This is a genomic window from Exiguobacterium sp. s63 (assembly GCF_018617335.1).
Classification (GTDB): Bacteria; Bacillota; Bacilli; order Exiguobacteriales; family Exiguobacteriaceae; genus Exiguobacterium.
The window spans coordinates 281,374-307,247 of record NZ_JACSKB010000001.1; the positions used below are offsets into that span (position 1 = coordinate 281,374).

The following is a 25,874-nucleotide window of genomic DNA, read 5'->3' on the forward strand; positions in this document are numbered from 1 at the left end:
ACACTGTAACACGTTTTCGAGAGAAAACAAAAAAACTCCTGCTTTGGATTGCACTCTTCATTTTGGCTACCTATAATAAGATTGAGTTAAGGTAGGAGGAAGATGCATGCTGACGATTTACCGTACTGACGCATCAGGCCATGTGGATGAAATCGAAGACTTTGATAAAGGAAGCTGGATTCAACTCGTGAATCCGACAAAAGATGAGGCCGATCAAGTCATCGAGGCGTCCGGCATTCCAGAAGACTTTGTATACGATCCACTTGATATTGAAGAAAAACCACGTTTTGAAAAAGATGATGAAGGGCTACTCATGATCATCGACGTCCCTTATGTGGAAGAAGACGATACCGGTCGCGCCTATAATACCATCCCACTCGGTATCATCGTGACCGGACGACATTTCATCACCGTCTGCTCGCGAGAACTCGACGTGTTGAATTTGTTCGCAAATGGAAAGGCAAGACTGTTCCGGACGAACTACAGAAGCCGTTTTGTCTTTCAGATTTTACATCGGGTGAGTATGACGTATTTGCGCTTCTTGCGTCAAATCGACCGCAGAATGGACGAACTTGAGCAAGAGTTGCAACGCTCGATGCGAAACCAAGAAATTTTTCAATTGATGAATCTTCAAAAATCGCTTGTCTACTTCATGACCTCGTTAAAAGCGAACGATAGTGTTTTAGACCGAATCGTTAAGACGCCGAGTTTGGAGAAACATGAAGAGGACGAGGAACTGCTAGAGGACGTCTTTGTCGAACACCGTCAAGCGATGGAAATGGCATCGATTTACAACGACATCATCAGCATCAAGATGGAAGCGTTTGGATCGATCATCTCGAACAACGTCAACTTCGTCATGAAATTTTTGGCGTCGATTACCATCGTCCTTAGTATTCCAACGATGATATCCGGAATATTCGGAATGAACGTCCAAGTCCCTTGGGAAGGGCAATCGTTCGGATTCATTATGGCGATTGCGATGATGATTGGATTTTCCGGTCTCGCTTTTTATATTCTGTGGCGAAAACGATATTTCTAACGAGCAAGAGCCTGACGCTATATGCGCCAGGCTCTCTTCATGTAATTTTAACCGTGACGAGACATAGGTCGTCTTCGATCTCAATCTTCGGCACGAGTTGTTCTGCAATGTGTCGACTGAAGTCGAGACCATGTGTGGCAACGTCTTTCTCAAGCCATCGGATGCCGTCATCGATATCTTTGCTATAGCATTCCATGAGTCCGTCCGTATACATATGAAGCGTCATATTAGGCGTGATATCAATCTCTTTTGACTCATAGTTCGGTTCCTCGAACATGCCGACCGGTACCCCAGTCGTCTCGAGTCGGCAATTGCCTTCTTCTGACGTCACAATGACGGGCGGATGACCTGCATTCACATATTCGATTCGACGTCTCGTCGTATCGATGTAACAGTAGACTGCTGTAAAGTAGCTATGCATATCATCACCCGAAAACAAGAACGTCATTTGACGGTTCAATTCCGTCATCACATCGACCGGATATTGTACGTTACCGACAAGACCCGGAAGAATTGAACGAATTCCCATCGTGATGAGCGCCGATGAGACCCCATGTCCCATGACGTCAAAGATAATGACCCCGTATCGGTCTGGTGCGACTTGGAACCACGCATACATGTCTCCTGCTAATTTTTTGGATGGTAAGTATAAAGCGCGTACATCAATTTCCTCATTACTGATCGGTGGCGTGAGCGCGCTCTGTTGAATCTTTTGAGCAAGATCCAAATCATATTGAAGACGAGCCTCATAAATTTTTCGTTCGTCGACTGCAGCCTTATAACGTAGTGCAGATCGAATTCGCGCCAGGAGTTCCGTCACTTTAATCGGTTTTGTCGTATAGTCTGACGCCCCTGCATCGAGTCCTTCCGCAATCTGCTTTTCATCTGTACGACCCGAAACCATGATGATTGGCATCTCCTCGTAATCTGCCATCTGACGAATTCGATTGCATGTCTCGATCCCGGAAATCCCAGGCATCTCGACATCCAGTAGGACGAGATCATAAAGCGATGCGGCTTGTGGTGCCATCAATAAGTCGAGCGCTTCTTCCCCGCTCGAGACCGATATCGTCTTATAGTCGTGCTGGTGAAGCAGTTGCTCAAGTACAAGCGTATTGACCGGTTCATCGTCCACAATTAAAATCGCCATGACTATCCCTTCCTTCTCTGCATAATGTTCTATAATGTATTGTACCATATCTTTTCAGTGGCACTATGAATAACCGTCTGTTCATTCCAGTTGAAGAGGCGACTCACTATTTGGCATACTGAAGAGAGAAAGTGAGGGATTTCTATGGCCTGGATATTTGCCTTCTGCGGCTTAATTATTTTACTCGTCCTGATTGCGTCCATCGTCGTCATCCAAAAAGGGTACGCTTATAAAGATAATAAAGACGACATCGTCCTCGATTATGACGAAATCAATCGTCGCATCGAAAACGATCAAAAACAGGAAAAGACTGACAAGACAGAAGGGCCGCTCTAATGCGCGACCCTTTTTTATTTGAATTCAAATCGGAGTGTACCTTTTTCAAGATATAAAGAAGCATTGAACGTCTTCTCACCTTTTTTGAATGTATGAACGTTTGATTGTCCTCCATTGATCATTTGCTTGAGTTCGTCTTTGACGAGTCCGACACCGAGCACCTGCTTGGAGACGGTGAAGCGACATCCTTCACGATAGCCGCTACAGCCGATAAACTTCGGATGTTCGACGAGACCCTTTCCACAATTCGGACAGACACCAAATGATGCCTTCGGTCGAGCGGATCCTTTCTTTCCATAACGCTTCGCCTCAATCGTGTAGCCTTCTGGATTCGCTGCCTCGACCCGCGATTTTGCTTCCTCGACTAGATGAATCGACATTTTTTTCGCCTGTTCAATAAATTCAGCGGCAGAAGCAGATGCTTGTCCGATTTCATGGAGTCGCTTCTCCCATTTCGCCGTCATGACGGGCGAAGCTAAAATGCTGTCTCCGAGCACATCGATTAAGAGACGACCTTTATCGGTCGGAACGAGTTCCTTTTTCTGCAGCTGTACGTATCCGCGCTTTTTCAATCCATCAATGATGTTGGCACGAGTCGCCTCGGTTCCGAGGCCCTCCACCTCTTTCATGATGTGAATCAATTCTTCGTCGTCGAGCTGTTTCCCGGCGACTTTCATCGCCATAATGAGCGACCCTTCCGTGTACCGTTTCGGCGGTTCCGTCTGTTTAGATAACACTTCGACTTTCTTCTCTTTTAATTCTTCACCGACCGTCAAGGCAGGAAGTTCGACGTCTTTTGATTTCATCTCAACGACTTCTCGATAACCGGGACTCACAACGACGGTTCCTTTTGCCCGATACAGGTCGTTTCCGTCAATCAAGTCAACTGTCGTCTTCTCGAGCTTCGCTGCAGGTGCAAATGCCGCTAGAAAACGTCGGTTGATCAAATCGTATAGCTTTGCCTCATCTCCGCCGAGTCGAGTGACGTCACCACACGCCTCCGTCGGAATGATCGCATAGTGGTCACTGACTTTCTTGGCATTGACATAGCGTCGATTTTTCGACGGGTCCTCGGTTAGAACGTCGCGTAGACCCGCATATGCGGATGACTTTAGTAATCTCGCCTTCGTTTGAGGAAACAGCGTCGCCTCATCTGGAGTGACAAAGCCAGAATCCGTCCGCGGGTAGCTGATCCACCCTTTCGTATATAGCTTTTGCGCGATATCGAGTGTTTTTTTCGCCCCGAAACCGAATCGTTTCCCCGCTTCTGCCTGAAGCCCAGACAAACTGAACCAAAATGGAGGTTGCTCAATTTTTTCTTCTTTGTCAATCATCTTGACCGTGACGGTACCGGAAGCTCGTTTCACAATCGCGTCTGCTTCCTCTCGAGTTTTGAGCTTTGTCGTCTTTCCAAATGTATACTTCGCTTTAAATGTGCCTCGGCCTTTTGCAAGTGTCGCCTCGACTTCAAAGTACGGTTCTGGTACGAACTGTTTGATTTCTCGTTCGCGATTGACAATCAAGGCAAGTGTCGGAGTTTGCACACGACCAAGAGAGAACACATCCTCAATTCCAATCGTCTTCAACAAGGTCGTGTATGCGCGAGAAGCGTTCATTCCGACGAGCCAGTCGGCACAGGCGCGACTCATGGCCTCATGATAATATGGGACCGTTTGCTCACCCGGTAACAGTTGCGAGAACCCACGGTCGACCGCTTGTTCCGTCAAACTCGAAATCCATAATCGCGCTAACGGTTTTTTATTTCCGGCTAGTCTTAGAATCAGGCGAACAATCGCCTCCCCTTCCCGCTCGGCATCTGAAGCAATGATGACATCGGTAATCGAGCGGTCATGGAGCCATTTTTTAATGGCATAGAACGGTTTCGATTTCCCTTTTGAAATACGATAATCAAATCGCTCCGGGACGATTGGAAGTGCCTCGTACTTCCATGACTTCCATTCCGGACGATAGTGCGACGGTTCTTGAAGTTCACAAAGGTGACCGACCGCCCAAACGACAATCGCCCCTTCAGGAAAACGGGAACATGGTGAGATTTCAATCTCGTCTTTTCGCTTTTTAGATGGATAGGGAGCAGCCAGTTTTTGAGCTTGTGATGGCTTTTCCGCAATGATTAGTCTCATAAAAACTCCTTACTTTGCCTCCTACATAATGGCAAGACGTACATGATTAGCTAGCTTCTACTATGTATTTTACTATATCAAGTCGAAGATGGACACATCGAGAGGGGAGCATTTGTTTGCTATTTCTGAATCTTGTCTTGCCTCGTGACTGTTTTCCGATATGATTAACAGAGAAGTACAACTGTGAAGGAGTGTCGCTATGTCTTATCTCATCTTGTTCGCTGCTGTTTTTTTCTTATCAACGAGCGTCCTATTCGTCAAATGGACGTCGGCACCTGCCGAGACGGCCGCATTTTACCGCATGCTATTCACGTGTCTGATGTTGTTGCCGTTCGTCGACTTCAAAGCACTCATCACAACGCGTCTCATGACGCGCTATGCCTTACTCCTTAGCGGGACGCTTCTCGCGTTTCACTTTTGGCTTTGGTTTTTATCACTCGATTATACAACGGTCGCTAGTTCCACACTTTTTGTCACATCCAGTCCGATTTTTGTGTTGATTGGGAATGCAGTGATCTTTAAGAAGAGTCCTACCCGTAAAGGATTAGCCTTCGCGCTCATCGCCGTCATCGGTGGGATGCTTGTCGCAGCCGGAGATATTCAGCTTGGACGAGAAGCGTTATTCGGTGATGTACTCGCCTTGGTCGCCGCTCTCCTCATCGCCGGGTATTGGCTCGTCGGACAACACGTTCGAACATCGATGAATACAAACACCTATTCGTTTAGTGTCTATTTTGTCGCGACAATCGTTCTCTGTTTCATGTTACTCGTCCGCGGCACTACATTCACTGCTTTCGAATCAATCAACTGGTGGTATTTCCTCGCCCTCGCCTTCTTCCCGACGATTCTCGGGCACAATCTGTTCAATTTTGCGCTCGCTCGGGTCAGTGCGACCGTCGTCAGCATCACGATTCTCGGTGAAGCGCTGTGGGGAATGCTATTCGGTTACGCCTTTTTCGGAGAGCGACTTGGACCGTTCCAATGGGTCGGGGCCATTGTCCTTCTCGGCGGGATTTACTTGTTCCTAAAAGAAGACGCCCGCTCGACACGAGCGGACGTTTGATTATAAGTTTGTCGCTTTCGGATCAACCTGATGTTCTTCCGTGTCCTCCTCTGAGGGACGGAACAACAGCTTACGGTCCCAAAACGCCAAAGCGATCGCCGTCAAAAACGTCATCGCATCCGCAATCGGGAATGCGAGCCAGACGCCGAACACCCCAAGAAACGATGGTAGGATAAAGACGAGCGGAATCGTATAGAGCGTCTGACGGGAAAGCGATAGGAACATGGCGACTCGCGCCTTTCCGAGCGACTGATAGATTCCGTTGACGAGCATCTGCACGCTCGGTAAGAAGGAGACCGCGAACAGGATGTGAATCGCCGTCACTCCCCCGGCAATAAGTGCCTCATCCGTCGAGAACCATCCCATAAGCGTGTGCGGGAATAGTTGCAACACGAGCCAGATGACCACAGCAATCGCGATTCCGGCACGCATCGCTGTCCAGATAGTCTCACGCATACGGTCGAACCGTTCTGCCCCATAGTTATATCCGACAATCGGTTGCATCCCTTGGACGATGCCCATGATTGGCATGCCGACGAGCGCCATGAACTTATTGATAATAGCGAAAATGGCTAACTCTTCCGTTCCTCCGTATGTCCCAAGCATCACGTTGACGCCGACGAATAAAATCGATTGAGACACCATCATGATGAACGATGATGAACCGATTGCCATAATCTCTTTGATTTCATCAAATCGAATCCGGAACTGTCGCCATTTGAAGCGCAGTTCCGTTTTTGGTTTTCGGGCGAAGAAGAAACGAAGCATCAATATCGAACCGATGACTTGGGCAAGTGCCGTCGACGTAGCAGCCCCGTACATCCCCCAATCAAATGTGAAAATGAAGAGTGGGGTTGTCACGAGATTGACGAGGACGGTCGTCAGCATGACCTTCATTTGATAGGGTGCCTGACCTTCAGCACGAACCATCGCGCTCGAAGCAAGCGTGAACATGAAGAATGGTGAACTGATCAACACAACCGATAAGTATTGTCGACTGAGCTCCATAATCTCCGACGTGGCACCAAAAACCTTCAAAATCTCATCTAGCATAAAGAAGGCAGAACTGACTGCAAGAGCTGCAAACAGACCGACGAGTACGAGTACATTTAAAAACGTAACAGCCGCGCCGGCATCATCTCCTCGTCCGAGCTTTCTCGAGCTGATCGACGCCCCGCCTAGTCCGACTGCGCTAGACACAGCCATTAATATCATTTGAATCGGGAACGCGATCCCGATGGCAGCGACAGCTGACGCACCAATACCACGGGCGACAAAAATCGTATCAATAATATTGTAGAGCGCCGTCACGAGCATCCCAATCATCGCGGGTAGCGATAACTTGAAGAGGAGTCTGCCGATGGGCTCAGTCCGCAATTGCTCCGTATTTTGGTTCATTCTTCCATCCCTCCGTCTCTATCTCTTAGGGTAGCAGGATTGAACGGATCGGGCGACTATGTTGGCTCGGTCGATGTGTCAAATGAGAGTACGTGCCGGAACACCTTTTCGCTTGCGCATAATGTAATCAGTTGCGACCGGTTGATCTACTTTTACTCGAATCGTCATCATCGCTTGGTTGGCGGATTCAATCGGCTGACCGTCGACATCCTCAATTGTCTCGATGACTTGTGAAAAACGAACAAATCCGGGTCCGAAAAATTCTACTTCTTCCCCGATTGAGAAGTGATTACGTTGCTCGAGCGTTGCCATACCCGTCACAGGGTCGTATGCGATGACACGAGCGGCAAACGCAAATTGCGGAATCGAACGCGGTTTCCCGAACAATTGCTCTTTTTCGGTCGGAATTCCATAATAGAATCCACTTGCAAGTTCACGTTGGGCCGCCTTCCAAATCTCTTCTTCCCAAGCCGGATCGAACACAAAGTTCTCAGGATCTTCACAGTATGCGTCAATCACTTGACGATAGACGTTACATACCGTCGCGACGTAATGAATCGATTTCATTCTCCCTTCAACTTTCAAACTGTCGACTCCAGCCTCCACCAAGTCAGGAATATGACGGACCATCGACAAATCAACGGAACTCATCGAGAACGGCTCTTCATCTCGTGCCTCCATGTCTTTCGTCAACAATTCGCCTTCTTCAAAAAATCCATATTTCCAACGGCATGACTGGGCACATCCTCCACGGTTGGCATCCCGCAATGTCATATGGTTCGAGAGCGTACATCTTCCTGAATAGGAGATACACATCGCCCCATGGACGAACGTCTCAATCTCGACGTCGACTTCCTGTTTCATTTTGACGATTTCATCCATCGAAACTTCCCGAGCCAACACAACTCGTTCGAGTCCCTCTTCTTTCCAAAAACGAAGCGTCTCATAATTCGTGGCAGAAGCCTGCGTCGATAGGTGGACCGGCAATCCTTCCGCTTCAGATAGACATGTCTCAATCATCGCTGGATCCGAGACGATGACCGCATCAATCCCGATGTCTCGAAGCGTTCGGAAAAAGTCACCCGCTCCTTCGATATCTCCTTCATGCGTCACCATGTTGGCAGCGACATATACTTTCGCACCGCGACCGTGGGCAAACGCCACACCTTCTCGCATTTCGTCATAGCTAAAGTTACCGGCACGTGAACGCAAACCAAACTGCTGACCACCGATATAGACCGCATCGGCCCCGTAATGAATCGCCATCTTCAATTTTTCTAAATTCCCTGCTGGCGCTAATAATTCTGGACGTCGTTTCATCTTGATCCCTCACTTAATCTCTTCTGGCTTGCGTAACAATAATCCCGTTCCGAGACGGAATCCTTCTGGTTGCAGGTCGTTGAGACGGGCTTCCATCTCAACACGGTCAAATCTACCGTTCAAGAGGTTCGCACGGGCGAACGTAAACAATTTAACGATTTCGACAAACTGGTCGCCGGCATGCCATCCATCGAGTTTCCACGTATGAAGTCCGTGTTTGACTAACGTCGGCAGCTGGCCCATGAGCGTCAAATCTTCAGAGAAAATATGCGTCCCGTTCTCGTCTTCATAAATCGGGTACCGGCTCGATGCATCAGCTGGTTCACTCATATAAAACTCCCGCTGTTTCGCCTCTTCAGAAGGACGACCGAGTTCATTGAAGTAGTTCGTTACGAGTGGTCGTTTCGAATGATGGATACATGTCGGTCCGTACACTTGTACTTCGACAGGCAGCCCGATTTGTTGTTGGATGAGAGCAAGTTCCTCGAGCGTCACTTCACGTGCGACAACTGCCCCGATTGCTTCCCGCTTCCCCCAAAACTGAATCTGTTTAGCAGACGTGACAAGTGTCTGGGCATCATACCAATACGGAATCTTCGCTTGCCGGATCAAACGAATGGCACCTGGATCCCCGGCGGTCACGTCGTCGACGCCAATCGCTTTTAATGTCTGTACATATCCGGATAATTCTTCGATGTGGTCATTGTGCATCAGGTTGTTGACGGCCACAGTCACATCTTTTCCATGTCGATGGGCAAGTTGTGTGACTTCCCTCACAGCATCAATCGTCCAATCTCCTTTTTGTCGCAAACCGAACCTAGAATTCCCGATATACAGGCGGTCTGCACCGGCTTTGATTAACGCTTCTGCCTGATCGACGCTTTGCGCCGTAGTGACGAGCTGAATCATCATGTCTGTTCTTCTCCCTACTTTGTGAGTCTAATCACATTTTCTTGCTATACTTTAGCATAGGATTCAATGTGCGAACGGAGCAGGATTTTAACAACTCGTGAAGAATTCAGTAACAATGTATGACTTTTCATTAAAGGAGTGGATCATGTTGTCAAAGACAGCTTTAATCACCGGTGCCTCGATGGGAATCGGTTTAGACTTAGCGGTACTCGCTGCTCGTGATGGGTATGACTGTATTTTAGTATCTCGGAACGAACCGCGACTCTACGAGCTGAAAAAAGTGCTCGAGACCAGATACCGCATCAACGTCCATGTCTTCGCTATCGATTTAGCCAAACACGATGCCGCAACCCGATTGACGAAGTTGATTGCTGAAGCAGGACTGACGGTTGACTTTTTAATCAATAATGCCGGATTCGGTACGTCCGGCGCGTTTGCCGACCTCGACGCCGAGACGGAGGCGGACGAAGTGCGATTGAACGTCAATACGTTGACCGAGCTGACGAAGGCCTATTTGCCTGACATGCTTGAGCGTGACCATGGTTATGTCTTAAACGTCGCCTCCGTCGCCGCATTCCAACCCGGTCCATATATGGCCGTCTATTATGCGACAAAGGCGTATGTACTGTCTCTTACGGAGGCGTTGCATGCCGAAGTGAAAGGGAGTGGTGTACATGTTAGCGTATTGTGCCCAGGACCGACCGATACGAACTTCTTCAACCGTGCGGGTAGCGAATTATCTTTCTCAAAAATGCCATCTCATCTCGTCGCCTTCTTCGGTTATAAAGGGGTCATGAACAATAAACGCGTGATTATCCCTGGTCTTTCCAATCAATTGATGGTAGGGGTCGCCAAATTGATGCCTCGAGCGCTCAGTCTTGAAGTGCTTCGGCGCGTTCAAAAACCCTCAGACGGTACGAGTGCTGAATCAACCACATGAAAAAGGAGCGCCCTCAGGGTCGCTCCTTTTATGGTTCAGAATGTAAGCGAGATACGTTCACAAGCCGATATAAAAATACACCTGCCGGAATCATCGTCATGAGTGCTGTAGCGATTACGGCTCCCCACGCGATCACGGCATCGAGCGTCAACCCTCCCGACGTGAGTTGGTCCATGATACTCAATTGTTCTACTGAAAGAACGATCATGAGTGCTGGCCATACGCTCGCCGCGAGGATGCTCAGCATCGCGAAACGGGCTCTCGTGTAACGTTTTGCCAATAGAATCAGGTTTAGCACGATAAACAATAATCCTACGAGTAGAAACATACCGACTTCTGTGAGATTGATATATGCACCCATCCGTCGTTCACCTCACTCAATATGATTTGACTATTGTATATTTACCCGAGTTGACGAAGGAATATGCGCTCGAACAAGGGACGAATCATGATTAAAAAGACGACATTTGAGATACCGTGGGCAAGGTCAAATGGGAAGCTGAGTAAAAATAACTTCACGACATCCGTACCAATCACCTCAATGAACGCCAAGTTTGTCATCCATCCATATAAAAAGCCCGATATCAGTCCGAAAAGTGACAAGAGGACCGTCGATTTTAATAAAATCGGCCGAAAAAGACGTACGAGTACTACGACGAGTAGCCACCCTAAAAATTGATAGAAAACGAACGGACCTATTCCGAGCAACAGTCCTGATAAAATCGGCACAAAGAGGGCGAGAACGGCTGCCCCGTTCAAGCTGACTAGTAAAGCCGTCAACATTAAGATGGCCGTCGTCGGTTGAACATTCGGAATCGTCATGAAGAGCCACCGCCCCATGACGGCAAGTGCTAACAATTGAACGAACGGTTGGATGGGTGCAGTCGATTTTTCAAACCGGTACAAGACGAACATAGCAGTCAAGAAAGCTAAGACGTATGTGACCATAGCGTACTCCGTTCTTGAAAGAGTGAACGTTCTCCGTGAAAGACGACTTGACCGCTCGCTAGATAAATCACATCCGTCGCAACCTGTATGAGTTCCATGTCATGTGTTGCACAGACGACACGGGCCGACTTTGCCTTTTGTTGAAGCGCTTCAAGGAATGCATCCCGCTCACCTCTCGTCAAATCTACAGTCGGTTCGTCGAGTAGAAGGACACTTGACGGATCGTGGAGGACGGATTGAAGTTGGGCGACCCGTCGCTTCTCTTCTTGTGGGAACGGGCCAACATCAGGGTTAGCCGGAAGATAGACTGCCCGCTCCCCTCTCTTCACTCGCCCCTGAAGCGGACGCCTACTTTTGGCGAATAGTTCGAGTAAGGTTGACTTTCCACTCCCGTTCGTCCCAACGCAAACCGTGAGGCCGGGTTCTTTCATCTGAACCGTCACGTGGTCAATCGCATACGTCGCTTGCAGAGGATGTCGATAGGATACGTCGGTTGCATCGATGGAAGGAGTCGTCTTTGATTCGATGAATGTGAATGTCACTTCGCCCGAAGGTTCTTTCGCTCGCTCGGTATAACCGATTCGCACCCCGATTCCAGCTATTCGACGGAGCAACATCTCCAAGTGCTCTCTTCGAAATTGATCAAGATAGCGAAACGGTTCAATCAGGACGATGGAGTCTGGTCGATTTAACAGCGCATAGGCGACTCGAACAATCTGTTGTTCGCCGCTCGAACAGGCATCGAACCGCTTCGGATAAAGCGCATCGATTTGTAAAAGGGTGGCGAGTTCCGCGCCTCGAAACGGATCGACGCTCGAAAGTAAGTGTCCGACTTTCCCAGAGAACGATTGTGTCATCTCGATTACAAGTGGACTGTGACGTTTGACATACAGCTCAAACGAGCCGTCAACGGTAGATAACCATTGCATCACGCATCCCTCCTTTCGTGAGATATGGATAGATCAGCCAAAAGCCAACGAACAGATAGAGTGTGGCCCAACCCATGACTCCAATGAGTACGATTTGCCACAAATCTTCCAGGCGAAAGCGCCGTATCGGTTCTACGGCAAACTTCGGCTCAGTTTGCTGGCTTTCAATCCCGATTTGTACACCCTCTTGCCAAGATGCTTTTGGATGACTCCTGACCGCTTGGCGTACCGCCTGCTCCATTGACGGGATGAGTGCCCATGCACCGTATAAGAGTGAAGACGATCGTGGAAAGTTCGATAAGAGCGGGAGCAACCGTTCGAGACGAACGATGCGCGCAATCCATAACATTCCGAGTAAAAAGGCGGCCAATTTCAATAGCTGACGCCATATGTATGCATAAGAAATTTCCCAACCAATCAGGATGGGCATGATTGAAATCAGACCAAACGCAATGAGTATAGAGAGCATCGGCCAGGGGAAACGGCGTTCAACAATAAGTAGGATCAGGATTCCAATCACAAAAAAGGTAACATTGCCGACATTCATCAATACGTACAGATGACAGAGGAGATAGAAAAGGAGCGTGACAGGATGTCTACGCTCCCAATCTGCCTCATTCGAAGAAAGCCACTGCATCTTCTTCGAACCGCCATTGAATGACATCCGTCGATTCTACTTCTTTGGCACCGGCACCTTCATCTCCCGGTGCGCCGTTAAAAGCAAATACCCATCCTGACGATTGTCCTTCTGATTTTTCTTCGATGCCTTCGATGGCCGTCACGTAAGACATGTCACCGTTTCCTGTCACTTCGAGGTCTAGCCCCGTCGCTTTCAATGCATCGAGTACGGTCGCGTCCTCTTCAAGACAGACACTCTTTTCTTGATAGAGGGTTTCCTCTGTCGCGGCATTGTATACAGAAATGGTCGGGCTAACATCGCATGCCTCTTGTTGTGCTTTTTCTCCGCCACATCCGACAAGGAGGCCGGTTGCTAGTAGAGAAATACTCAAATACGGTTTGATCATTCTGTCAAATCCTCTCGTTGATGTATCGAATAGTTATATAGGATTGCAAACCGTTCCCCCGAACTTCGTCCTTCTTGTGTCAGACCGACGAGTTGGATACTGTTGGCGAGAACTGGTTCACGCTGTAGCCAAAACTTGACGAGCTCGTGATCTCGGTTGATCATAAGCATCGATTCATTCTCAAACGTGTACATATCATACAACCCATCGTACGAAAGTTGTAAGATGGGTGCAGACACGACTTCCGTGTATTCTTCCCATGAGGAATCTTGTAAAGTAGAGAGCATATGGTCAAACTCTACTAGTTTTTCAAAGAATGCACGACCGGACTCCTTTCGAAGTTCATCGACCTGTTCGTAGGATAATTGTCCATCCGCATACGTCACGCGAATCTGTTGAAACGATTCGGCTCGCTCAACCATGAGTAAATATTCGATGGTTTGAACGTTTCCATCCCGATCAATTTGCAGTTTTCCTCGATCTAGTTTGATTGAATCGCTATTGATGCGTTGTAACAGTTTTTCTGTCATGTCATCAAACGATTCGTCTGTGACGGAAACTGCACCGATCTGCTGGGATTCAGCCCGGAATCCCGACTGGTCAAACAATGGGACGAAAAGTAAGACGAGAAAGAAAAAGAATCCTAACAGCGCCCCATACCATTTATACCGACTATTCTGTTTCGGAAAGAATAAAAAAGACAACAGAAAGCCAATCGGAATGTGGAACCCGCCAATGGGAAATGACACAATTCCGAGTAACGAATAGAATAAGAACTTTGGAAAGAAGTTGGCTTCCGGCTCTTTTAATTGATTTAATCGAATCCCTAACAGAACGCTGATTGCTAAAAACGCGGCCCATACATAGAGTTGAATGGTCACATCAATCCCCCACTGTATATTCTAGAAAGTCGTTCGCCACAAGACTCGATGGAAAATCCGAAACGACCTCTTGTTCAAATTCTTCCTCTCGTCCGACATAACGAGCAGAAATATGCGTGACAATCAATTGACCGACTGCAGATGTCTTCGCTAGCGTAGTCGCTTCACGTGTCGTCGAGTGACCATATTTTCGAGCGAGCGGTTGTTCACTTTCCATGAATGTCGCCTCATGAACGAGAAGATCCGCATTTTCTGCTAAATAGCGCGCATTCTCACATGGGGTCGTATCTCCAAGGATCGCAACTACTTTGCCCGGAGTCGGTTCAGTGACGTATTCTTTAGAGCTGTACCATTTTCCTTCATATTCAAATTGTTCTTCTTCTTTTATTGTTTTATAAATCGGTCCACTCGGAATGCCAAGTTCTTTTACTTTATCGACACGTAGCATCCCCGCTTTTTCTGGACCCTTGATTCTAAATCCATATGACGGGAACCGGTGCTCTAATTTTCGCACAGTAACGAGATGGTCGTCTTGTTCAAATGTGTCGCCATCCGAGTACTCGATGACGGTCAATTCATATCCAAGATGCGATCCTGTGACACGTAATGTGGACTCTAACCATTTCTTCAATCCTTTCGGTCCGTACACGGTCAATGGGGCAGTCCCGTCTAGGGCAGAGCGGGTCGATAAGAATCCAGGAAGGCCAAACACGTGGTCACCGTGAAGGTGTGTCACCCATACCGCCGACACTTTTCTCGGCTTGAGCTTTGTATAAAGCATTTGATGTTGTGTGCCTTCACCACAGTCGATCAACCAAGTAACCTTCGGAAGCTCAAGAGCGAGTCCTGAGACATTTCGCTGTTTCGAAGGCATTCCCGACCCGGTTCCTAAAAACTGTAACTTCATAAATATTTTAGTCCTTTCTTCAAGTCGTTTCATGCTATACTTGACGTAATCGCTGAAAAGGATGTGATTTGTGATGACCAAAGCGGAACAACCCGAATCAATCTATGAGACGATTCGAGAACGCGCAGCTTTGATGAATCGCTTGCACCAACTGGAACAGGGCACCTCTATCCAAATTCAAGACATAGCGATGGAACTTCATTGTACAGACGAATTGATTTTAGAGTCACTGGAGTTCGCAGCATAACGAGTACGAACACATACGAAGAGCCGACGAATGGTCGGCTCTTTTTTATTTCTCTGTGGATGCGACTTCTTCGACGATTGTGACGACATACTCGACAAGTTTATACAACTCTTCAAGTGGCATCCGTTCGTTCGTCGTATGAATCTCTTCATAACCGACTGCCAAGTTGACGGTCGGGATTCCACCGCCGGCGATGACGTTGGCGTCTGACCCGCCTCCAGAATGAAGAATTCGAGTCGGGCGTCCGATTGTCTGAGCTGCGCGTTTCGCCACTTCAACAACTTCATCCCCTTCTTCAAACTTGAATCCAGGATACATGATGTCGATCTCGACTTCGGCACGACCACCAAATGACTCCGCCACTTCGATATATGCTTGTTTCATCGTTTCCGCCTGCTTCTCCATCTTCTCATGGATGAGTGAGCGGGCCTCAGCAAGAACTTCGACATAGTCACACACGATGTTTGTCGCGCGGCCCCCTTCGAAGCGTCCGATGTTCGCAGTCGTTTCTTCATCGATACGACCGAGTGGCATCTTCGCGATCGCTTTCGCTGCGATTTGAATCGCCGAGATTCCTTTTTCCGGTGCGACACCCGCATGGGCCGTTTTCCCGTAAATCTTGGCGTTTACTTTCGCTTGAGTCGGTGCTGCGACGATGATGTCTCCAACCGGCCCATCCGAATCAAGGGCAAAACCGAACTTCGCATCGATTTTCGATAAGTCCAATACTTTCGCACCGACGAGACCCGATTCTTCCCCGACCGTGATGACGAACTGGATTTGACCGTGTGGAATTTGTTTTTCTTTCAACACACGCACGAGTTCGATCATCGCCGTGAGTCCTGTCTTATCATCCGCTCCGAGAATCGTCGTTCCGTCTGTAACAACGTATCCGTCCTTGATACTCGTCTTGATTCCTTTACCTGGGGTTACCGTATCCATGTGTGAAGTAAAGTAAATCGGATCGACATTTTCTTTTGTTGCAGGCAACGTGATGATTAAGTTGTTACCAGAGTGTGCCGTCTTCGTAGATGCATCGTCCTCGTAGACGTCGCAACCAAGCTCAGTGAATACCCCTTTCAAGTGTTCACAGATGACCGCTTCTTCCTTCGTTTCTGAATCAATGCCGACCAATCCTAAAAATGTGTCGAGCACGCGTGTCTCGTTTACCATAAACAACATCCCTCCATCCAAACATTTCTCGACTATTATAACAAACTCCCCTGGATTGCACGAATCTTTTCCATTCTGTACAATGATGGCAAACACGTATATGGAGGCAAACCATGAAGAAAAAACAGAAAAGACGACAACGCATCATTCAAATCGGCGTCGTCGTCATCGTCTCAATCTTTTTGATCAGCACGTTTCTCTCGAGTATGACCATGTTCTTTTAAGAGCAAGATATATCGCTCTTTTAAGATCAAGTAACTTTTTACATCTGACAGAATATTCAACAAGGATGAGCGTACCTCGAATTCCTCACGTGTCGTGGGGAGAGGTACGTTTTTTCGATAATGTTCAATCATCTCTTCAAGCTCCTGCAAAAAAACAGAGGCATCCGCTTGTTCGTTCACATGGTCCCCGACACGTCGTAAGAATGTCGCGACCGGTTTCGCCTCATTCACAACCATTGTGATCTCTCTAGCATTGTCAGCAACCCGTTTGAGAATATCGTATTGACGCTCGCGCATCCTGAAGTATAAATAATCCATATCTTCGTTACGCTTCCCGATTGAGTTGCCCATACGACGAAGGGCTAAATCTTTGCCTTCTTTCAAATAGTCTCGCGTCTTGATGAGCATCATCGAATGGTTGTTATAGACACCGGTCTCGACACATGCTGCCACATCGTAAAATAATACAGCGAGCGAACGGTCAATGCTATCCTTGATCCGATCAATCTCACGATCAAGCGTCGGCATATACATATTGACGACAAGTCCGACTCCTACACCTATCGCAATCAATAACAGCTCGTTGACGAATAGTTCAAGCGAAAATTGTCCCTCCGTATAAAGGTGAGTCAAGATGACGACACTTGTGATGAGCCCATCTTGCAGTTTCAATTGTTGTACGAGCGGAATGAAGATGACAAAATAGAGTGTGAGCGTCACTGGCGAATAGCCAAGTAATGTGAACATCGCCGCGCCCATCCCGATGGCGAGAAGACTCGCCATGACCCGCTCGTATGATGCCCGAATCGATTTCTTTCGGGTCTCTTGAATGCTCAAAATGGCAATGATGGCTGCGAATACAAAATAATCAAGATGAATCGTCTCGGAAATGAGCATCGCGATACCTGCTGCGACCGCGGTCTTTAACGTCCGCGTTCCAATTTTCATATGGATTTCCCCCTTCTCCATCAAATTGTTGACTAAATCAACTCGTTTGGCAATTCAAAAGTTTGGAAGTGATTCGATTGAAACGAAAGAAAAGACTTAAGGGTTGGTCGATGATTGCGACACTCAGCCTCGCCATCGCAGCCTTTTTATGGATTCAATCTTCCCGTGAAGATACTTATACCGTCGAAACGGTGACGAACGGTGACCGTGTCACCCGTTCGTTTGAAAGCCTAGCTGAGGCAAAACGATACATGGCAGCGGGAAACAACCGAACGCTCTTTTCCCCATCCGGAGAGGTCCTCGACTTTACTGGTACGGGAGTCGTTGTCACTCCAAGTGATGCCATCACTCACTTATATAAAGATGCATCATTCCAAAAACGTCAATCATATGTTGCCGGTGGGACTAGGCTCCAGTTACTCGAACGAGGTGAAAACCATTTAAAAGTACGTATTTCAGGAGCGGACGTCTATGTCAAACCTGATCAGATGGCATTGTTCCCAGAAGCTGTCGTAAAAAGACGTGGCTATTATGAGATTCGAGATGGGGATGTCTATCACTCGGTCGAGGCGAACGCGAATCTCGCTGGCACGTTTCTCGTCGGACCGACAGAGAAACGTTCCAAAGACCGTTATTATACGGAACGTGTCGAAGACGTATTCGATTCTCCGTATCAGTTCGCTTCCATACGGTCTGCATCTCCGTATTCCGCCAAAGCGTTTGATCAATATTTAAAGAGCATCGACTCCCCTCTCTCAGGAGAGGGAGCTGCCTTCAAACGTGGAGAAGAGACTTACGGAATCAATGCATTGTTCTTACTCGCGGTGGCCGGTCATGAGTCTCAATTTGGAACGTCCGACATCGCTCGGGAAAAACGGAACCTATTCGGCTTCCATGCAACAGACGACGATCCAAGCGGAAATGCCACATCGTTTGATACCGTCGAAGCGAGCGTCAAGGCGGCTGCAGAGCTGTTTGCGACCAAATATGTAAAAGGTCCATACGCACGCGGAGATTACCCTGGTAACAAACAAAAAGGAATTAACATCTTTTATGCGTCAGACCCGTATTGGGGCGAGAAGGTCGCCGGTACGATGTACACGATCGACCGAGAACTCGGTTTGAAGTACTTGAATACCATCCAATAACTAGTAGCCCGGCTCATATGAGGCGGGCTATTTGATGTCCGGAGTTCATAGAGTGCTCCTCACTTCACCCTCGTACAGTTCAATGAGACGATTGTTGTCGAGCACCTGATCAGTCGTCTCTTCATATCGTTCCGTGATGAGTGGAATCAACTCTTCCCATAGGACCCATTTGATATATTGATCACGATACAGGTTATGATTGAGCTCGTACACACTGATTTCTTTCGCCTCTGCAAGGCGTTTTTGTGACGGCAACACAGTCGCATCTGGTCCCTTTTCAATCCATTCATCCACTTCTTCATCGGTCACGACAACGCCATACGTATCTTTTGCATAGGATACCCAAGCCCGTTCAAATTTAGCATGATTGATCGCACTCGATATGAGTTGATCTACATCATATGTATACGTTTCAAGTCAAGGGAATGATTCAATATGAATCACTATCTTATTGAAGGATTTTCACATCACAAGACGAATACTATAAATGAACGACCATTCATTTTTGAGGGGGAATTAGGATGAAAACGATTTGGATTACCGGGGGATCGTCCGGTATGGGGAAAGCGATGGCGTTAAAATTTAAACAGGAAGGATGGAACGTCGCCATTAGCGGTCGAAACGAGGAACGGCTGCAAGAAGCGATGAACGAATTGAATGCGATCAGCTCAGGTCAGGCAATGAGCGTTCAACATGATGTTCGTGATTATGAAGGATGCGCTCAAGCACTCGCAGACATCGTATCCGCATATGGGCCGGTCCACGCACTCGTCAATAACGCCGCCGGTAATTTCGTCTGTCCGACACTCGAGTTGTCTCCGAACGGATGGGCTAGCGTCATCGACATCGTCTTGAACGGAACATTCAACTGTACCCATGTGCTCGGAAAACATTGGGAAGCAGACGAGATTCGCGGAGGCTCCATCATCAATATGGTGGCATCATACGCATGGCAAGCCGGTCCAGGGGTCGCGCCGAGTGCAGCAGCGAAAGCTGGCGTCCTGAATTTGACACGAACACTTGCCGTTGAATGGGGCTATCAGTTCGGAGCTCGCGTCAATGCAATCAGTCCTGGACCGATTGAGCGGACTGGCGGTGCTGAAAAGCTCGTATCCCACGTGAAGGAAGTGGAGCGCATTCGCCGTAACGTACCACTTGGACGTTTTGGGACACCTGAAGAAATCGCGGATTTGGCATACTGGATGGCATCCGACGAGATGCGTTATTTGAACGGGGATTGCATCTCATTAGACGGTGGACATTGGCTCAACAAACATCCATTCTAATCAAAAGGACGACCGAGACATTTATCTCGGTCGTCCTTTTATTGATCGATTCCATCCCACTCTTCGTGAAACTGTTCTAAAAACCGCTCCATGAACGCATGACGGGACATCGCCAATTGTTGTGCTTTAGCGGTATGCATACTAGACGACAGCTTCAACAATTTATCATGAAAATGTTGAATCGCACTTTCCGCTGACAAATCGAGCGGTGTACCGCGAGAACCCGCAAACTGGAACGTTCGCGCAATGCCGATCGCCCCGATTGCATCAAGACGGTCAGCATCTTGCAAGATTTCACTTTCGCGAGTCGTCGGTGTCATTCCTTTTGAGAAAGAAACCTGATCAATCAATGCTTCCACAAAATGTATTTGCGTTTCTGTGATATCGAGAGTAGCCAAATGTTGTTTGACGAGCCCTTTCGGTCGGCCGAGCTTATGGTCTTCCACGTCATGTAAATAAGCGGCTAATAGAAGTCCCGTTCGATCGACTAGTTCATGTTCCATCAAGCGCTCCACGAGTCGAACGACTCGCTCGATATGCGCAAAATCGTGACCTGTCTCATCATTTGCATGAACCGTTTCGACGAACTTTCTCGTCGCTTGTATCACGTCCACACTTAAATCTCGATCGTCGTATTCGGTTCAATCAATAGGCCACGACGGTGCAATTGGTCACAAAATGCCTGAGCATCTTGTTTAATCGGTGGGAACGTATCAAAGTGAATCGGGACGACACGTTTCGCTTGTAGCCACTGCGCCGCATCCAATGCATCTGTCGGTCCCATCGTGAAGTTATCTCCGATTGGAAGGAAGGCGACATCGATTTCAAAACGTTCTCCATACATTTTCATATCGGAGAAGAGACTCGTGTCTCCCGCGTGATAGAGTGTCAACGCATTCGTCTCGATCATGAATCCAGCCGGCATGCCCATGTAGACAGGAGTGTCTCCCATGTCAAAGCTTGAACTGTGAAATGCTTGTGTCATCGTGACACGCCCGAATGGAAAGGCATGGCCTCCCCCGATGTTCATCCCATGGACAGAGAAGCCTTTTTTCTCGTAATACGTCGCGAGTTCATGTGTCGCCACGATGGTCGCGCCAGATGCCTTCGCGATCAATTCGACATCTTCAATATGATCGAAATGAGCATGTGTGAGTAGCAAATAGTCTGGACGTAGTGTGGACGGGTTTACGTCTGTATGGGGATTACTCGTTAAAAACGGGTCGATCAAGACGTGTACCCCATCAATCTCTAGTCCAACTGTCGCATGTCCGTAATACGTGATCTTCATGTGCATTCATCCTTCCTCTATGAAATCAGATTACAACACTTTCTCTAAGAAACGTTTCGCCCGGTCTGTTTGTGGATTTAACAATAGGTCAGCCGGTTTGCCTTCTTCCATGAGGATTCCTTCATCGAGGAAGAGGACACGATCAGCCACTTCACGGGCAAAGCCCATTTCGTGTGTGACGACGACCATCGTCATTCCTGTCTCTGCTAACCCTTTCATTACGTCGAGTACTTCATTGACCATCTCCGGGTCAAGTGCTGACGTCGGTTCATCAAATAACATGACGTTCGGCTCCATCGCCAAGGCACGCGCGATCGCGACACGTTGTTTTTGTCCACCTGAGAGTTGGCTCGGATAGGCATCGATTTTTTCAGAAAGACCGACACGTTCGAGTAATTTTTTTGCACGCTCAAGTGCTTCCGTTTTACTAACTTTCAACACGTTGATTGGTGCGTACGTCAAATTGTCCAATACACTCATGTGCGGGAACAAATTGAACTGTTGGAACACCATTCCGATATTTTGACGTGCTTTTGCGACGTTCGCCCCTTTTTTCGTGAGTTCGAACCCGTCGACACTGACCGTTCCACTTGTCGGGATTTCAAGCATATTTAAACAGCGTAGGAATGTCGATTTACCAGATCCAGACGGTCCGATGACAGCTACCACTTCACCACGTTCGATTGTCGTCGTGATTCCCTTCAATACTTCTAAGTCACCAAATTGTTTGTGTAGGTCTTTTACTTCGATCATCTTCCATCACTCTTTCTTAACCGTTTTTCTAGACGTTGTCCAAGATACGTCAAAATCATCACTATCGTAAAGTATATCACACCGGCGAAGAGAAGCGGTTCGAAGTAAATCGCCTTCTGCCCACCGACGATTTGCGCGCGACGCATGATATCGAGCACCCCGACCGTCGAGACGAGGGCAGACTCTTTCGTCAACGTGATCATCTCGTTCACAAGAGCAGGTAAGATGTTCTTGAACGCCTGTGGCAAGATGATGGAACGTAATTGTTTGACGTATGGGACACCGAGAGCATCAGAGGCCTCCCACTGTCCTTTATCAACCGCTTGAATACCTGCGCGAATAATTTCCGAAATATACGCCCCCGAGTTAAGAGAGAAGGCAATGACGGCTGACTGGTATGGTGTCGTGATGTATCCAGTCAGTTGCGGCAATCCAAAGTGGATGATGGCGAGTTGCAAGATGAGCGGCGTCCCACGGAACACGGCCGTATAAGCATGTCCGATGAAGTTAATCAGACGATTCGGGACGATTTTCAATGTAGCGACAACAATCCCAAGTGAGATCCCGATCAATGCCGAGACGATCACCACTTGGAACATGACTGGAATCCCCTCGAGTATGTAAGGGATTGAATCATAAATTCGGCTAAAGTCCATAGTAAGTTCCTCCTAAAAAAAGGCTGACCGATTCATCTTCAGTCAGCCTCGTACGATTCATTATTCGGCTGGTTCAGCCTCTTCTTCAAACCATTTTTGTGCTAACTCTTCGATTTCTCCACTGTCGATCATCTTCTTCAACTCTTCGTTGAATTGATCGCGTAGTTCATCGTCTTTACGGAAGGCAGCAGCAGAACCTGCTTCTTCTTCGTCTACGATTTCGAATGTTGTCAATTCACTGTCTTGCTCAAGATATTTCTTCGCGACCGTATCTTCGATGACCATCGCATCGATACGTCCTGTCTTGATTTCTTGAATGATCTCAGGAATCTTGTTCAACGAAACGATTTCAGCATCTGTGATTTGGTCCTGTGCGATTCCTTCTTGAATCGAACCGAGCTGGACTCCAATCTTTTTGCCTTTCAAATCATCAAGTGATTGAAGCGAATCATCTTTCGATAAAATCAAGTTTACCGCTGTGAAATAGATATCCGAGAAATCAGCATTCTCTTTTCGCTCTTCTGTCGGTGTCATCCCCGCCATGACGAAGTCGACACGACCTGCATTGAGAGCTCCAAGCAAGCTACCGAAGTCCATGTCTTCAATTTTCAATTCATATCCCATGTTCTCTGCCACTTTTTTGGCGATGTCGATATCGAATCCGACGATTTCGTCCCCATTCGCTGTATCGACGAATTCATACGGGAAGTAATCGGCACTCGTCCCCATGACGATGACTTTGTCATCCTCACCATCGGTCGATGTCGATCCTCCTTCGTTCACGTCTGCCCCACATGCGACTGAGAACGCGGCTAGTCCTGCTAAACATAATGCTAGAAAACCTTTTTTCATCTTCATCTCCCTTTCGTAGTTGAATGATAATTATCAGAACTTTAACAAAATTATGACATATGTGTGAACGTAGCTCAACTGTTCTATGACACATCAGTTGTCCGACTTGTGTCTTCAACCACTATATACACATAATTATTACTTGTAAAGTATATTCATGCAAATTATACAAAAAAAGAAGGTCACATTCGCTCGAAGGCGAAATATGTGACCGTTCCATTGTCGCGAGATCCATACGGTTGAACCTGTTTGACGGAAGACATCGGGATGGCACTATACACGTGAGGATAGCGTTCTCCGTCCTCATCTAACTCATAATGTAACAGTTGTCCAAGGCGGTTGACGTGCAGCGAGACAAGGACAACCGACTTCCCTGGATACGATTCTTTAACGACTTTTCCAATCTGTTGCGGTGTACAACATTTAATCGTCCCTTCCGATTGAAGCGACGGTTCATTGATTTCACCGCGTGACAGGGCAATCATATATTCTGCCTCCGTCATGATTTTGATGACTGGTTCCATATACTCTGCCCCTTTTCACAAAAGCGCAAAGGCAATGCCTTTGCGCTGATCCGTAATTATGCGAAGTAGATGTCGAACAGTGTTTTTAACTGGTCGACAAGTTCTTCCGCAGTTGACGACTCGATTTCACTACGTTCTACCATCGTCACGATGTTACCATCCTCGAGGAGGGCAATCGACGGTGAAGACGGTGCATATCCTTCAAAATATTCACGTGCGCGGTCTGTCGCTTCACGGTCTTGACCGGCAAATACCGTTACGAATTGGTCAGGCTTGACGCCTTCCATCTTATTTACGTATGCAGCAGCTGGACGTGCAATCCCGCCTGCGCACCCACATACCGAATTGACGAGAACGAGTGTCTTCCCTTCTTTTTTAAGCGCACTGTCCACCTCTTCTGGTGTCGTGAGCTCTGTGTATCCTGCAGCGCGCACTTCGTTACGCGCTTGTTCGACTACATCTTGAAAATATAATTGAAAATCCATGTTGTTTCCCCTTTCGACATTTCGTCTGTACTCTCTTATTTTACGTCTTGTTCTACCTCGAGGACAAGTCTATCGCTCAATTCGCGTTCTAAGAACGGGTCTGCCCCTAACATCTGTTTGAAGGCGAGGTAACGCGCCTTTGTCTCTGCAGTCGCCACACGGTTCGTCAAATAGGCACGAATCATGATGTTCTTCGGCGTATGCTCGAGATCGATAAATTCAAGTAATTGGGCATCATACCCGACGAGACCGAGTAGTTCAGCCCGAATCGAATCTGTCGCCAGGGAAGCGAAACGCTCTTTGATCAATCCATGTTGGAGCATCACATCCAAATTAGGCGCGTGAATTTGACGATTCAATTCCTTTTGACAGCACGGTACACTCAAGATGACTTTCGCTCCCCAGCGAACGGCACGGGCCAATGCCATATCGGTCGCCACGTCACATGCATGAAGGGTCACGACCATGTCAACAGCTGTTTCTCCTTCATACTCATTGATGTCCCCGACTAAAAACTCGAGTCGCTCATATCCAAGATCTTTCGCGATCGATGCACACTCTTCGATGACTTCTTTTTTCAAATCGAGCCCTGTGATATGGACGTCATACCCTTTCATCTCATGAAGGAAATGATAGAGCGCGAACGTCAAATACGATTTACCTGAACCGAAATCGAGAATGCGTACAGTGCGGTCCGTCGGTAAATGTTTAAGTGAATCTTCAATGAATTCAAGGAAGCGGTTAATTTGTTTGAACTTGTCATACTTTTGACGCTTCACTTTCCCGTCCGCTGACTGAATGCCGAGCCGGATTAGAAATGGAACTGGTTCGTCGAGCGGGAGCACGTATTGTTTTTCCCGATTATGACTCAGTTGGACTTCTTTTTGAGCCGTCTGCTTTTCTTTCAATGTCACTTTGAATTTTTTCGATAATTGGAACTGAAGGTCGGATTCTTTTAATTGAAACTGTCCTTGACGGAACGTTTCGAGAAGCTCATTCAATTCCGCGACGGCCTCGTCTGGTGTCAGGTTTTTATGGCTCATCACTCGTTCGTACTGATACTCGAACTGGATATGATACGCATTTCGTAACATGACCGGTTTCAATTTGACCCGTCGGAGATCGCTTGATTTTTGGCGGGGTTGACTGATGGTCGCCGACACGAGATGATTTGATTGGATGACGTCTTCGAGACGTTCTTGTAACGCTTTATATTCCAATGGATTCAATCCTTTTTTATAAATTTTGAAACATATCGTTTCACCTGTCCGTACATACTATTACACGAAGACGAC

General features: G+C 47.6%; 30 protein-coding genes. 7 read left to right on the top strand and 23 right to left on the bottom strand.

What is annotated here, in order from left to right:
* The first annotated feature begins 106 nt into the window (after positions 1–106).
* Positions 107–1,042 carry a magnesium transporter CorA family protein gene (locus KNO90_RS01480; RefSeq protein ID WP_214741010.1) on the top strand — a complete coding sequence of 312 codons (936 nt, stop codon included), beginning with the start codon at positions 107–109 and terminating at the stop codon, positions 1,040–1,042.
* 37 nt (positions 1,043–1,079) lie between these two features.
* On the opposite strand, the gene KNO90_RS01485 is transcribed toward KNO90_RS01480, so the two are convergent.
* The gene (locus tag KNO90_RS01485) at positions 1,080–2,192 is read right to left on the bottom strand and encodes a PP2C family protein-serine/threonine phosphatase (RefSeq protein ID WP_215112858.1); all 1,113 of its coding nucleotides are present in this window, start codon (positions 2,190–2,192) and stop codon (positions 1,080–1,082) included.
* A 144-nt stretch (positions 2,193–2,336) separates the two neighbouring features.
* Here KNO90_RS01485 and ytzI point away from each other — a divergent pair, with 144 nt between their 5' ends.
* A complete protein-coding gene (gene ytzI / locus KNO90_RS01490) occupies positions 2,337–2,528 on the top strand; it encodes a YtzI protein (RefSeq protein WP_214741014.1) in 192 nt (63 codons plus the stop codon).
* 14 nt (positions 2,529–2,542) lie between these two features.
* Here the strand turns inward: ytzI and KNO90_RS01495 are convergent, their stop codons facing one another.
* Positions 2,543–4,669, bottom strand: a complete 2,127-nt coding sequence (locus tag KNO90_RS01495) for a DNA topoisomerase III (RefSeq protein ID WP_215112859.1) — start codon at positions 4,667–4,669, stop codon at positions 2,543–2,545.
* A gap of 199 nt (positions 4,670–4,868) precedes the next feature.
* Here KNO90_RS01495 and KNO90_RS01500 point away from each other — a divergent pair, with 199 nt between their 5' ends.
* Positions 4,869–5,732 (top strand): DMT family transporter, encoded by an 864-nt coding sequence (locus KNO90_RS01500; RefSeq protein WP_214741018.1) that lies wholly within the window; start codon positions 4,869–4,871, stop codon positions 5,730–5,732.
* Here the strand turns inward: KNO90_RS01500 and KNO90_RS01505 are convergent, their stop codons facing one another.
* From KNO90_RS01505 to KNO90_RS01515, 3 genes are all read right to left on the bottom strand, one after another.
* Positions 5,733–7,130 carry an MATE family efflux transporter gene (locus tag KNO90_RS01505; RefSeq protein WP_214741020.1) on the bottom strand — a complete coding sequence of 466 codons (1,398 nt, stop codon included), beginning with the start codon at positions 7,128–7,130 and terminating at the stop codon, positions 5,733–5,735. It abuts the gene before it with no gap.
* A 78-nt stretch (positions 7,131–7,208) separates the two neighbouring features.
* Positions 7,209–8,450, bottom strand: coding sequence for a peptidase U32 family protein (locus KNO90_RS01510; RefSeq protein ID WP_215112860.1), 1,242 nt, complete (start codon positions 8,448–8,450; stop codon positions 7,209–7,211).
* Between the two features lie 9 nt (positions 8,451–8,459).
* The gene (locus tag KNO90_RS01515) at positions 8,460–9,362 is read right to left on the bottom strand and encodes a peptidase U32 family protein (RefSeq protein WP_214741024.1); all 903 of its coding nucleotides are present in this window, start codon (positions 9,360–9,362) and stop codon (positions 8,460–8,462) included.
* Positions 9,363–9,507: 145 nt separating this feature from the next.
* Here KNO90_RS01515 and KNO90_RS01520 point away from each other — a divergent pair, with 145 nt between their 5' ends.
* Positions 9,508–10,302: an SDR family NAD(P)-dependent oxidoreductase gene (locus KNO90_RS01520; RefSeq protein ID WP_215112861.1), complete on the top strand. Its 795-nt coding sequence runs from the start codon at positions 9,508–9,510 to the stop codon at positions 10,300–10,302.
* A gap of 28 nt (positions 10,303–10,330) precedes the next feature.
* On the opposite strand, the gene KNO90_RS01525 is transcribed toward KNO90_RS01520, so the two are convergent.
* From KNO90_RS01525 to rnz, 7 genes are read right to left on the bottom strand one after another with little or no spacing between them, the layout of a single operon-like run.
* The gene (locus KNO90_RS01525; protein WP_215112862.1) at positions 10,331–10,663 is read right to left on the bottom strand and encodes a hypothetical protein; all 333 of its coding nucleotides are present in this window, start codon (positions 10,661–10,663) and stop codon (positions 10,331–10,333) included.
* A gap of 41 nt (positions 10,664–10,704) precedes the next feature.
* Positions 10,705–11,250 carry a hypothetical protein gene (locus KNO90_RS01530; RefSeq protein ID WP_215112863.1) on the bottom strand — a complete coding sequence of 182 codons (546 nt, stop codon included), beginning with the start codon at positions 11,248–11,250 and terminating at the stop codon, positions 10,705–10,707.
* Positions 11,232–12,179 carry an ATP-binding cassette domain-containing protein gene (locus KNO90_RS01535; RefSeq protein ID WP_215112864.1) on the bottom strand — a complete coding sequence of 316 codons (948 nt, stop codon included), beginning with the start codon at positions 12,177–12,179 and terminating at the stop codon, positions 11,232–11,234. Before KNO90_RS01535 ends, KNO90_RS01530 begins: the two co-directional genes overlap by 19 nt.
* A complete protein-coding gene (locus KNO90_RS01540; protein ID WP_251127299.1) occupies positions 12,157–12,843 on the bottom strand; it encodes a hypothetical protein in 687 nt (228 codons plus the stop codon). Before KNO90_RS01540 ends, KNO90_RS01535 begins: the two co-directional genes overlap by 23 nt.
* Positions 12,794–13,204, bottom strand: a complete 411-nt coding sequence (locus tag KNO90_RS01545) for a DUF4430 domain-containing protein (protein WP_214741034.1) — start codon at positions 13,202–13,204, stop codon at positions 12,794–12,796. Before KNO90_RS01545 ends, KNO90_RS01540 begins: the two co-directional genes overlap by 50 nt.
* On the bottom strand, positions 13,201–14,085 hold the full coding sequence (locus KNO90_RS01550; protein ID WP_215112865.1) for a hypothetical protein: 885 nt from the start codon (positions 14,083–14,085) through the stop codon (positions 13,201–13,203). Before KNO90_RS01550 ends, KNO90_RS01545 begins: the two co-directional genes overlap by 4 nt.
* A gap of 1 nt (position 14,086) precedes the next feature.
* On the bottom strand, positions 14,087–14,992 hold the full coding sequence (gene rnz / locus KNO90_RS01555; RefSeq protein ID WP_214741038.1) for a ribonuclease Z: 906 nt from the start codon (positions 14,990–14,992) through the stop codon (positions 14,087–14,089).
* Between the two features lie 73 nt (positions 14,993–15,065).
* On the opposite strand from rnz, the gene KNO90_RS01560 reads away from it, so the two are divergent.
* Positions 15,066–15,239, top strand: coding sequence for a hypothetical protein (locus KNO90_RS01560; RefSeq protein WP_215112866.1), 174 nt, complete (start codon positions 15,066–15,068; stop codon positions 15,237–15,239).
* Between the two features lie 45 nt (positions 15,240–15,284).
* Here the strand turns inward: KNO90_RS01560 and KNO90_RS01565 are convergent, their stop codons facing one another.
* Positions 15,285–16,412: a M20/M25/M40 family metallo-hydrolase gene (locus tag KNO90_RS01565; RefSeq protein ID WP_214741043.1), complete on the bottom strand. Its 1,128-nt coding sequence runs from the start codon at positions 16,410–16,412 to the stop codon at positions 15,285–15,287.
* 173 nt (positions 16,413–16,585) lie between these two features.
* The gene (locus KNO90_RS01570) at positions 16,586–17,584 is read right to left on the bottom strand and encodes an aromatic acid exporter family protein (protein ID WP_214777505.1); all 999 of its coding nucleotides are present in this window, start codon (positions 17,582–17,584) and stop codon (positions 16,586–16,588) included.
* Positions 17,585–17,652: 68 nt separating this feature from the next.
* On the opposite strand from KNO90_RS01570, the gene KNO90_RS01575 reads away from it, so the two are divergent.
* On the top strand, positions 17,653–18,732 hold the full coding sequence (locus KNO90_RS01575) for an N-acetylglucosaminidase (RefSeq protein ID WP_353048456.1): 1,080 nt from the start codon (positions 17,653–17,655) through the stop codon (positions 18,730–18,732).
* A gap of 45 nt (positions 18,733–18,777) precedes the next feature.
* Here KNO90_RS01575 and KNO90_RS01580 read toward each other — a convergent pair whose 3' ends face one another.
* Positions 18,778–19,041, bottom strand: coding sequence for a hypothetical protein (locus KNO90_RS01580; protein ID WP_215112867.1), 264 nt, complete (start codon positions 19,039–19,041; stop codon positions 18,778–18,780).
* A 212-nt stretch (positions 19,042–19,253) separates the two neighbouring features.
* On the opposite strand from KNO90_RS01580, the gene fadH reads away from it, so the two are divergent.
* The gene (gene fadH / locus KNO90_RS01585; RefSeq protein ID WP_214741049.1) at positions 19,254–20,018 is read left to right on the top strand and encodes a 2,4-dienoyl-CoA reductase; all 765 of its coding nucleotides are present in this window, start codon (positions 19,254–19,256) and stop codon (positions 20,016–20,018) included.
* A 38-nt stretch (positions 20,019–20,056) separates the two neighbouring features.
* Here the strand turns inward: fadH and KNO90_RS01590 are convergent, their stop codons facing one another.
* From KNO90_RS01590 to KNO90_RS01625, 8 genes are all read right to left on the bottom strand, one after another.
* On the bottom strand, positions 20,057–20,632 hold the full coding sequence (locus KNO90_RS01590) for an HD domain-containing protein (protein ID WP_215112868.1): 576 nt from the start codon (positions 20,630–20,632) through the stop codon (positions 20,057–20,059).
* 2 nt (positions 20,633–20,634) lie between these two features.
* Entirely contained in the window at positions 20,635–21,309 is a 675-nt protein-coding gene (locus KNO90_RS01595) for a metal-dependent hydrolase (protein ID WP_215112869.1), read from the bottom strand.
* Positions 21,310–21,339: 30 nt separating this feature from the next.
* Positions 21,340–22,062 carry an amino acid ABC transporter ATP-binding protein gene (locus KNO90_RS01600; protein WP_012726547.1) on the bottom strand — a complete coding sequence of 241 codons (723 nt, stop codon included), beginning with the start codon at positions 22,060–22,062 and terminating at the stop codon, positions 21,340–21,342.
* Entirely contained in the window at positions 22,059–22,718 is a 660-nt protein-coding gene (locus tag KNO90_RS01605) for an amino acid ABC transporter permease (RefSeq protein ID WP_012726548.1), read from the bottom strand. The genes KNO90_RS01600 and KNO90_RS01605 overlap by 4 nt, the downstream gene beginning before the upstream one ends.
* Before the next feature lie 60 nt (positions 22,719–22,778).
* Entirely contained in the window at positions 22,779–23,570 is a 792-nt protein-coding gene (locus tag KNO90_RS01610; protein WP_214741055.1) for a transporter substrate-binding domain-containing protein, read from the bottom strand.
* A gap of 182 nt (positions 23,571–23,752) precedes the next feature.
* Complete coding sequence (locus KNO90_RS01615) at positions 23,753–24,094, bottom strand: DUF952 domain-containing protein (protein WP_214741057.1); 342 nt, start codon at positions 24,092–24,094, stop codon at positions 23,753–23,755.
* Between the two features lie 56 nt (positions 24,095–24,150).
* Positions 24,151–24,579, bottom strand: coding sequence for a BrxA/BrxB family bacilliredoxin (locus tag KNO90_RS01620; protein ID WP_214741059.1), 429 nt, complete (start codon positions 24,577–24,579; stop codon positions 24,151–24,153).
* A 35-nt stretch (positions 24,580–24,614) separates the two neighbouring features.
* On the bottom strand, positions 24,615–25,799 hold the full coding sequence (locus KNO90_RS01625) for a class I SAM-dependent methyltransferase (RefSeq protein ID WP_215112870.1): 1,185 nt from the start codon (positions 25,797–25,799) through the stop codon (positions 24,615–24,617).
* Positions 25,800–25,874: the final 75 nt, after the last annotated feature.

Excerpts from the sequence above, each read along its gene's own strand:
- KNO90_RS01480 (WP_214741010.1), top strand. The coding sequence starts at position 107 with ATGCTGACGATTTACCGTACTGACGCATCAGGCCATGTGGATGAAATC.
- KNO90_RS01485 (WP_215112858.1), bottom strand. The coding sequence starts at position 2,192 with ATGGCGATTTTAATTGTGGACGATGAACCGGTCAATACGCTTGTACTT.
- ytzI (WP_214741014.1), top strand. The coding sequence starts at position 2,337 with ATGGCCTGGATATTTGCCTTCTGCGGCTTAATTATTTTACTCGTCCTG.
- KNO90_RS01495 (WP_215112859.1), bottom strand. The coding sequence starts at position 4,669 with ATGAGACTAATCATTGCGGAAAAGCCATCACAAGCTCAAAAACTGGCT.
- KNO90_RS01500 (WP_214741018.1), top strand. The coding sequence starts at position 4,869 with ATGTCTTATCTCATCTTGTTCGCTGCTGTTTTTTTCTTATCAACGAGC.
- KNO90_RS01505 (WP_214741020.1), bottom strand. The coding sequence starts at position 7,130 with ATGAACCAAAATACGGAGCAATTGCGGACTGAGCCCATCGGCAGACTC.
- KNO90_RS01510 (WP_215112860.1), bottom strand. The coding sequence starts at position 8,450 with ATGAAACGACGTCCAGAATTATTAGCGCCAGCAGGGAATTTAGAAAAA.
- KNO90_RS01515 (WP_214741024.1), bottom strand. The coding sequence starts at position 9,362 with ATGATGATTCAGCTCGTCACTACGGCGCAAAGCGTCGATCAGGCAGAA.
- KNO90_RS01520 (WP_215112861.1), top strand. The coding sequence starts at position 9,508 with ATGTTGTCAAAGACAGCTTTAATCACCGGTGCCTCGATGGGAATCGGT.
- KNO90_RS01525 (WP_215112862.1), bottom strand. The coding sequence starts at position 10,663 with ATGGGTGCATATATCAATCTCACAGAAGTCGGTATGTTTCTACTCGTA.
- KNO90_RS01530 (WP_215112863.1), bottom strand. The coding sequence starts at position 11,250 with ATGGTCACATACGTCTTAGCTTTCTTGACTGCTATGTTCGTCTTGTAC.
- KNO90_RS01535 (WP_215112864.1), bottom strand. The coding sequence starts at position 12,179 with ATGCAATGGTTATCTACCGTTGACGGCTCGTTTGAGCTGTATGTCAAA.
- KNO90_RS01540 (WP_251127299.1), bottom strand. The coding sequence starts at position 12,843 with ATGTCATTCAATGGCGGTTCGAAGAAGATGCAGTGGCTTTCTTCGAAT.
- KNO90_RS01545 (WP_214741034.1), bottom strand. The coding sequence starts at position 13,204 with ATGATCAAACCGTATTTGAGTATTTCTCTACTAGCAACCGGCCTCCTT.
- rnz (WP_214741038.1), bottom strand. The coding sequence starts at position 14,992 with ATGAAGTTACAGTTTTTAGGAACCGGGTCGGGAATGCCTTCGAAACAG.
- KNO90_RS01560 (WP_215112866.1), top strand. The coding sequence starts at position 15,066 with ATGACCAAAGCGGAACAACCCGAATCAATCTATGAGACGATTCGAGAA.
- KNO90_RS01565 (WP_214741043.1), bottom strand. The coding sequence starts at position 16,412 with ATGGTAAACGAGACACGCGTGCTCGACACATTTTTAGGATTGGTCGGC.
- KNO90_RS01570 (WP_214777505.1), bottom strand. The coding sequence starts at position 17,584 with ATGAAAATTGGAACGCGGACGTTAAAGACCGCGGTCGCAGCAGGTATC.
- fadH (WP_214741049.1), top strand. The coding sequence starts at position 19,254 with ATGAAAACGATTTGGATTACCGGGGGATCGTCCGGTATGGGGAAAGCG.
- KNO90_RS01595 (WP_215112869.1), bottom strand. The coding sequence starts at position 21,309 with ATGAAGATCACGTATTACGGACATGCGACAGTTGGACTAGAGATTGAT.
- KNO90_RS01600 (WP_012726547.1), bottom strand. The coding sequence starts at position 22,062 with ATGATCGAAGTAAAAGACCTACACAAACAATTTGGTGACTTAGAAGTA.
- KNO90_RS01605 (WP_012726548.1), bottom strand. The coding sequence starts at position 22,718 with ATGGACTTTAGCCGAATTTATGATTCAATCCCTTACATACTCGAGGGG.
- KNO90_RS01610 (WP_214741055.1), bottom strand. The coding sequence starts at position 23,570 with ATGAAAAAAGGTTTTCTAGCATTATGTTTAGCAGGACTAGCCGCGTTC.
- KNO90_RS01615 (WP_214741057.1), bottom strand. The coding sequence starts at position 24,094 with ATGGAACCAGTCATCAAAATCATGACGGAGGCAGAATATATGATTGCC.
- KNO90_RS01620 (WP_214741059.1), bottom strand. The coding sequence starts at position 24,579 with ATGGATTTTCAATTATATTTTCAAGATGTAGTCGAACAAGCGCGTAAC.